Genomic DNA, 6,171 nt, shown 5'->3' with positions numbered 1-6,171 from the left:
CGTCTAACGAAACCGGGCCTCGAGCGCCTTGGCAATAGCCCGTGCGAGTTCTTCGCGGCTGCAGGGCTTGCGCAGCAGCTCCCAACTCGGCGGCGAGTCGCGATCGGCGTCCAGCAGCTCGGCGGCGAAGCCCGACATCAGCAGCACGCCGAGCGAGGGGACGAGTTGCTGCGCCTGCGCGGCGAGCCGGGTTCCGCGCATGCCGGCGCCCAGCACGATGTCGCTCAGCAGCAGATCGAAGGGCGCCTCGGGCGCGAGCGTTGGCAGCGCTTGTTCAGCGCTCGCGCAGCTCGTGACCTTGCAGCCCAGCGTGTCGAGGAAGGTGTGCACGACGGCACGCACTTCGGCGTCGTCTTCCACCAGCAGTACGCGCAGTCCGGGCGGGATCTCGCCGGCGTGATCGGCCTGCTCGGGCGTTCCCGACGCATGTTGGGCGATCGGGATGTAGACGGTGACGGTGGTGCCCGCGCCGGGTGCGCTGTCGATCGCGATGGCGCCCTTGGACTGCTTGACGAAACCATAGACGGTACTCAGCCCCAGACCCGTGCCGCGCCCGGCCTCCTTGGTCGTGAAGAAGGGCTCGAAGGCGCGCTCCTTCACTTCGCCCTGCATGCCGGTGCCGCTGTCGGCGATCGAGATCGCAACATAGGCGGTGTCGGGCTCGGCGTTTGTGGCCAGCCAGCCCCGTACGTCGTCGGGCAACCGCTCGTTCGCCTCGGCATGAAAGCGCAAGGTGCCCCCCTCGGGCATTGCGTCGCGGGCATTGATGGCGATGTTGAGCAGCGCCGATTCGAGTTGGCCCGCGTCGGCAAGGCAGGGCCGGCAGGGCGGCGCATCGACCTCGATGCGGATGCGCTCGTCGAGCGTGCGGCGCAGCATGCTCGAGAGCGAGTCCAACAGCGCATTCACGTCGACCGCGCTCGGCTGCAGCACTTGGCGGCGCGAGAACGCAAGCAGCTTGCCGGTGAGCTCGGCACCGCGCCGGGTGGCGCGTGCCGCAGCGCTGAACAGTTGCTGCGCAGACGCGTCCTGCGCGAAGGCGGGCAACTCCTCGATCACCTGCAGATTGCCCTGGATGACGGTCAACAGGTTGTTGAAGTCGTGGGCGATGCCACCCGTCAACTGGCCGACGCTCTCCAGCCGTTGCGCATGACTCAGCGCTTCTTCCGACTGCGCGCGCTGAAGGCTGGTGACCAGCAGGTTGGCAAGCGCTTCGAGGAAAGCCAGTTCGTCATCGCCGAAGCGCCCGGGCAGGCACGAGCGCACCGTCAGCGTGCCGATGATGCGGCCGCAGTCCGAAAGCGGCACCGTGAGCTCGCTCAGCAAGCCGGCGTTGACGCAGGTCGGCGGCGCGGTGACGCGCCGCTCGCTGCGGTAGTCGCCGATCGTCACGGGCCGCCCCTCGGCCAGCACCAGGCCGGGTGGCGTGCCCGTTTGGTTCGGCACGAGGCTGCCGACCGTCTCGCCTTGCAGCAGCGCGAAACCGCTCGCGACGCGCAAGGCCAGGCGATCGGGCTCCAGCAGAAGCACCATCGCCAGCTCCACCTGCAGCGCTCCGGCCGCGATGGCCGGCACTACGTCGAGCAGCACCTGCTGATCGCGCGAATCGACCGCGAGCCGGCCGAAGTGCGCCAGGTGTTCGCTGTAACGCGCGCGCTGCAGCGCCTGTTTCACGCGCGGGTAGGGGCCGATGTCTCGAATGGCCGCCACGACCAGCGGCAAGCCGTGGCTTTGCAGAGGGCTGAGCGCGATCTCGACCGCCACCTCGCTGCCGTCGCGCCGCCTTGCGACCAGACCCATCTGCGTGCCCATCGGTCGCGCGCGCGGACTGCGGCCATAAGCCTCCCGGTAAGCCGCGTGGCGCGGTCGGATGCCGTCGGGCACCAGCGCATCGATGTTCAGGCCGACCAGGCTTTCGACCGTGTAGCCGAGCAGAGTCGCCGCCGACGGATTGGCGAGCACGATGCTGCCGGCAACATCGACCACCAGCAAGGCATCGGGATAGGCTGCGAACAGCGACCGAAAGACGGTGCCCTCGTCGATGCCCGAAGTCAGCTGCAGCGCGGGTTCGATCGGAGGAATCATCGTGGTGGACGCATCACGCGGCCGTGACCGGCGGCACCAGGATGTAGCCGGCGCCGCGCACCGACTTGATGGTTTGCGGGCTTTGCGCATCGGCTTCGAGCTTCTTGCGCAGCCGCCCGACCTGCACGTCGATCGTGCGGTCGAAGGGGCCGGCTTCGCGGCCGCGCGTGTGCTCGAGCAGGAAGTCGCGCGACAGCACGCGGCCCGGGTGCCGTGCAAAGGCACACAGCAGGTCGAACTCGCCGCCGGTCAGCGCCACCTCCTGTCCCTGGGGGTCGGTGAGGCGGCGCGCGGCGGTGTTCAGCTCCCAGCCGGCAAAGCGAAGCTTGCTTTGCGGGGCGCCGGCAGCGGCCTGGACGGGCGCTTCGCCGGGCGCCGTGCGCCGCAGCACGGCCTTGACGCGCGCGAGCAGTTCGCGCAGGTCGAAGGGCTTGGTGACGTAGTCGTCTGCCCCCACCTCCAACCCCACGATCTTGTCCACCGCATCGCCGCGGCCCGTCACGATGACCAGGCCGCAATGCCAGTGCTCGCGCAACTGGTGGGCGATCGACAAGCCGTCTTCCCCGGGCAGTCCGAGGTCCAGCAGCACCAGTGCAGGAGGATCGGCGGACATCAAGGCCATCAAGGATCGGCCATCGTGCACTTGCGTGACCCGGTAGCCGTGGCTCTGCAGGTAGTTGGCCAGTAGCAGGGTGATCTCGACTTCGTCGTCGAGGATGGCGATATGGAGGGGGGAATTCACTCGAAGCAGGAGCTGGACACGATAGGCGGCGGCCTCATGCGGGCCTTGCGCCGCCAGCGTATCAGCTTGACGCTGCTCGCGTGGCGCCGCCTGCGCTGTGCTCGCCGCCCCCCGACGCGCGGCCTTGACGTGACGCAAGGCCCGTAGGTCCGGCGGGGCAGACACTGGGCATCCTGTTCGGGAGACCCGCCATGTACTCACGCATCCTCGTGCCGATCGACGACAGCCCCACCGCGCAACGCGGACTCGATGAGGGGCTCGCCCTCGCGCAGCGGCTAGGCGCGACGCTGCGCCTGCTGTACGTGGTCGATGCGCGATTGCTCGTCGCGGAGTTGTCGGCCTACTTTCCCGCCGACCAGTTGTTGAAGGATTCGCGTGCCGCCGGCGAGCGGCTCGTGTTCGCGGCGGTGGAGCGTGCCCGGTCGAAGGCGCTGGCGGTGGACGGCGTGGTGCGCGGCGATCCGACCCTGCACGTGTGCGACGTGATCGTGCAGGAAGCAAAGGACTGGAGCGCTGAACTCATCGTCATGGGCACGCACGGCCGCCGGGGACTGCGGCGCATCGCGCTGGGCAGCGATGCGCAACGCGTGCTCCTCGAAAGCCCGGTGCCGGTATTGCTGGTGCGCGATTTCGCGGTCTCCGCGACCTGAGACTTCCTGTCGTCGCGGCGGTGGCAGAAGACGGCCCGTGCGGGCCCGGCCGCCTGCCCGAACGGCGCCGCCTTCCTTCAGTCAGGGCGTTATCGCCACCTTGAGCACGCCATCGCGCTGATGGCTGAAGAGCTCGTAGGCCACCTCGATGTCGTCGAGCTTGTAGCGGTGCGTCACCATGGCGCCGAGATCGACGCGACCGGCTTCGACCACCGACATCAGCCGCCGCATGCGCTCTTTGCCGCCGGGACACAGTGTGGTGATGATGCGGTGATCGCCGAGCCCGGCAGCAAATGCGCCGAGCGGGATCTTGAGGTCGGTGGAGTACACGCCGAGACTTGACAAGGTGCCGCCGGGGCGCAGCACGCGCAGGCCGGCCTCGAAGGTCGCTTGCGTGCCCAGTGCCTCAATGGCCACATCGACGCCGCGCCCGCCGGTGAGCCGCATGATTTCCTCGATCGGATCGACCTGGCTGGCGTCGATGACGTGATCGGCGCCCATTTGCGTGGCCATGCGCAGCCGCTCGGGCAGCCGGTCCACGCCGATGACCACGCTGGCGCCGCTGAGCTTGGCGCCCGCGGTGGCGCACAGCCCGATCGGGCCTTGAGCGAACACCGCCACGGTGTCGCCGATGCTTATGCCGGCGCTCTCGGCGCCGCTGAAACCGGTGGACATGATGTCCGGGCACATCAGGACCTGCTCGTCGCTCAGGCCGTCGGGCACCGGCGCGAGGTTGGCCATCGCGTCGGGCACGAGCACGTATTCGGCCTGGCAGCCGTCGATGGTGTTGCCGAACTTCCAGCCGCCCATGGCCTTCCAGCCGTGTGGCGTGCCGGCGCCGTCCTGCGAGCCCACGCCGCACAGGCAGGCGTTGCTCCAGCCGCTGGGCGTGATGGCCCCGGCGATGACGCGCTGGCCTTCGCGAAAGCCCTGCACGGCCGAGCCGAGCTTCTCGATCACGCCGACCGGCTCGTGGCCGATGGTCAAACCCTTGGCCACCGGGTACTCGCCCTTGAGGATGTGCACGTCGGTGCCGCAGATGGTGGTGGTGGTGACACGCATCAACGCGTCCAGCGGGCCGACGTCGGGGATGGGTTTGTCGTCCAGCACGATGCGACCGGGGCCGACAAAGATTGCTGCTTTCATCTTGGCCATGAGCTTCTTTCCGGTTGATTCGGTCGATCCAGCTTAGGAAGGGCAGGGCCGCCGCGCCTTGCGGAAGATCAAGCTTTGCGTCGCCGCACGGCCTTCTCGATCTCGACCGCCGCGAACACGGTGCTCGCGGCCGCGAAGCACAGCGCCAGTTCGGCCATCGACAAGGCCTCGGTGCGGAAGATTGGCTGCAGCAGCGGCACGTAGATCGTCGCCAGCTGCAGCACCAGCGTCAGCAGCACGGCCCCGGTCAGCGGGAGATTGCTGCGCAGCCCCTGCTCGAAAAGCGACTGCGTCTGCGAGCGGATCGCGAGCACGTGCGCCAACTGCGACAGCGTGAGCACGGTGAAGACCATCGTCTGCCAGTGCAGCCCGGCGCGCAGCGCCCAGGCCTGCACCGCCAGGCACAGTGCCGCGATCAGCAGCCCGACCCACAGCGTGTGCTGCCACAGGCCGCCCGCAAACAGACTTTCGCCGGGCGGGCGGGGGGGTCGCTGCATCACGCCGCGCTCGGCCGGCTCGGCGGCCAGCGCCAGGCCGGGCAGGCCGTCGGTCAGCAGATTGACCCACAGGATGTGGATCGGCAGCAGCGGGATCGGCAGGCCCAGCAGCGGCGCCAGGAAGAGCGTCCAGACCTCGCCGGAGTTGCCGGTCATCGCGTAGCGGATGAACTTGCGGATGTTGTCGAAGATGCGCCGGCCCTCGCGCACCGCCGCGACGATGGTGGCGAAGTTGTCGTCGAGCAGCACGAGGCTCGACGCCTCACGGGCCACGTCGGTGCCGCCGCGGCCCATCGCCACGCCGATGTCGGCGCGCTTGAGCGCAGGCGCGTCGTTGACGCCGTCGCCGGTCATCGCCACGAACTCGCCGCGCGACTGCAGGGCGGCGACGATGCGGATCTTCTGGGCCGGGTCGACGCGCGCATACACGCGGGTCTCGGCGACCCGCGCCGCGAGGGCTGCATCGTCCAGCGCCGCCAGCTCGGCGCCGGTCATTGCATCGGACTCGTCGGCGCCCACGATGCCCAGTTCGCGGGCGATGGCGAGCGCCGTCGCCGGGTGGTCGCCGGTGATCATCACCGGCGTGATGCCCGCGCTGCGGCAGTCGGCGACCGCAGCCCGTGCTTCGGGCCGCGGCGGGTCGGTCAGGCCGACGAGGCCCAGCAGCGTCAGCCCGGATTCGACGGCGTCGGCGGCTTGGTCGGTGAGTGCATCGGCCGGCGAGCCGGGCCAGGCGTGGCGCGCCAGCGCGAGCACGCGCATGCCCTGCGCCGCCATGCCAGCGGCGATCTGAAGCGCCTCGGCGCCGTCCAGAGACTGCTCACCGTTGGCGGTGGCGACACGCGTGCAGCGCGGCAACACCGTTTCCGGCGCGCCTTTGGTGATGCTGAACCGGCCCGCCGCGCCTTGGCCACCCTCCGCGCCATCCGCATGCAAGGTGCTCATGCGCTTGCGCTGCGAGTCGAACGGCCACTCGTGAAGGCGAGGGTGGGCGCGCGCCAGTTCCGCCGGCGACAGCCCGGCGGCCTGCGCGGCCTCGGCC

General features: G+C 69.6%; 5 protein-coding genes. 1 reads left to right on the top strand and 4 read right to left on the bottom strand.

The annotated features are described in order from the left end of the window. Positions 1-3: 3 nt before the first annotated feature. Together H0W38_RS14700 and H0W38_RS14695 are read right to left on the bottom strand one after the other, a co-directional pair. Complete coding sequence (locus H0W38_RS14700; RefSeq protein ID WP_292455352.1) at positions 4-2,085, bottom strand: PAS domain S-box protein; 2,082 nt, start codon at positions 2,083-2,085, stop codon at positions 4-6. A 13-nt stretch (positions 2,086-2,098) separates the two neighbouring features. Further along, a complete protein-coding gene (locus H0W38_RS14695) occupies positions 2,099-2,827 on the bottom strand; it encodes a response regulator transcription factor (protein WP_292455350.1) in 729 nt (242 codons plus the stop codon). Between the two features lie 191 nt (positions 2,828-3,018). Between H0W38_RS14695 and H0W38_RS14690 the strand changes: the two genes are divergently transcribed. Next, positions 3,019-3,477 carry a universal stress protein gene (locus H0W38_RS14690; RefSeq protein ID WP_292455347.1) on the top strand — a complete coding sequence of 153 codons (459 nt, stop codon included), beginning with the start codon at positions 3,019-3,021 and terminating at the stop codon, positions 3,475-3,477. Positions 3,478-3,558: 81 nt separating this feature from the next. On the opposite strand, the gene H0W38_RS14685 is transcribed toward H0W38_RS14690, so the two are convergent. Both H0W38_RS14685 and H0W38_RS14680 read right to left on the bottom strand, forming a co-directional pair. Continuing rightward, entirely contained in the window at positions 3,559-4,632 is a 1,074-nt protein-coding gene (locus H0W38_RS14685; RefSeq protein ID WP_292455346.1) for an NAD(P)-dependent alcohol dehydrogenase, read from the bottom strand. Positions 4,633-4,700: 68 nt separating this feature from the next. Continuing rightward, positions 4,701-6,171: HAD-IC family P-type ATPase (locus tag H0W38_RS14680; RefSeq protein ID WP_292455344.1), on the bottom strand; the 1,471-nt coding region annotated here is incomplete at its 5' end.

This window comes from Methylibium sp., from assembly GCF_013817365.1.
Taxonomy (GTDB): Bacteria; Pseudomonadota; Gammaproteobacteria; order Burkholderiales; family Burkholderiaceae_C; genus Methylibium.
This window is presented reverse-complemented; position numbering and strand designations above follow the sequence as displayed.